Source organism: Hymenobacter lapidarius (genome assembly GCF_001816145.1).
In the GTDB taxonomy this organism is placed as follows: Bacteria; Bacteroidota; Bacteroidia; order Cytophagales; family Hymenobacteraceae; genus Hymenobacter; species Hymenobacter lapidarius.
Genome location: NZ_MDZB01000028.1, coordinates 1 through 1,058 on the forward strand (window position 1 = coordinate 1; position 1,058 = coordinate 1,058).

General features: G+C 66.4%; 2 protein-coding genes. Both read left to right on the forward strand.

Going from position 1 to position 1,058, the window contains the following annotated elements:
• Nucleotides 1-38 precede the first annotated feature (38 nt).
• A complete protein-coding gene (locus BEN47_RS19995; RefSeq protein WP_083321984.1) occupies nucleotides 39-314 on the forward strand; it encodes a helix-turn-helix domain-containing protein in 276 nt (91 codons plus the stop codon).
• On the forward strand, nucleotides 311-1,051 hold the full coding sequence (locus tag BEN47_RS01160) for an IS630 family transposase (RefSeq protein WP_070724373.1): 741 nt from the start codon (nucleotides 311-313) through the stop codon (nucleotides 1,049-1,051). Before BEN47_RS19995 ends, BEN47_RS01160 begins: the two co-directional genes overlap by 4 nt.
• Nucleotides 1,052-1,058 lie beyond the last annotated feature (7 nt).

Consider the following 1,058-nt stretch of genomic DNA (forward strand, 5'->3'; position numbering starts at 1 on the left):
AAGTAAACGCATAAGTTTAGGGGCCGTAGTTTCGCCCCATGCGTGCCCCCCTTGCCCTAAGCCCCGACGAAGCCACGACCCTTGACGCGTGTAGCCACCACGCTCGTCATCCCCGCCAGCGCCGACGTGCCCAAGCCGTGCTGGGCCACCACCGGGGCCAGACCCTAAATCAGTTGGCCGCCTTTTTTGCCGTCCGTTACGCCACCGTCCACGGCTGGCTCACGGCCTGGCGTGACCAGGGCCTGGCCGGTTTGCTGGAAGGCAAACGCGCCGGCCGGCCCCCCAAGCTGCCCCCGGCGGCCAAAAAAAAGTGACCGCCTGGCTCGGCCAGGCCACCCAGCAGCTGCGACGCTGGATTCCCCGCCTGCGCCGCGCCTTCGGCCTTAAACTGCACATCAGCACCTTGCGCCGAATGGCGCGGGCGGCCGGCTACACGTGGAAGCGCTGCCGGCGTTCCTTGCGGGCCCAGCGCGACCCGACCGCCTTTGCCGCCTGCCAGGCGCGGTTGCGGGAACTGCACCAGGCCGAGGCCCGCCACGAAGTGGCCGTGGTGTACGTCGACGAATGCCGCTTCTCGCGCCAGGCCCCCGTGCCCTATGCCTGGCAGCGCCGGGGGCAGCCCCCGGTCGAACTGCCGGCCGTGCGCGGCAGCGGCGGGCACTCCGTGCTGGGCTTCTGGCAGGCCCATGCCCCCGGCCACCCCCTGCAGGCCTACGTGCGGGCCGGCGCCCTGACGGCCGACCTGTTTGTGCTGGCCGTCAATGACTTTTGCCAAGCCCTGGACGGCCCCACCGTCTTGGTGCGCGATAACGCTTCGGTTCACACGGCCCACCTCGTCCGCGACTGCCACGCCGAATGGGCCGCCAAAGGATTGACCCTCTTGTTTTTACCGCCCTACAGCCCCGAACTCAACCACATCGAACTGCTCTGGCACCGCTGCAAGCACTACTGGGTACGACCGGAAGACTACCAATCCGACCAAACCTTGCTCCAACGCATTGAATACGTCCTAAAACGAGTCGGAAAAAACTATACGATTAATTTTGCGTGACTGCTTA

Bases quoted from the DNA above. Each gene is read 5' to 3' on its own strand.
- BEN47_RS19995 (WP_083321984.1), top strand. From the start codon at position 39: ATGCGTGCCCCCCTTGCCCTAAGCCCCGACGAAGCCACGACCCTTGAC.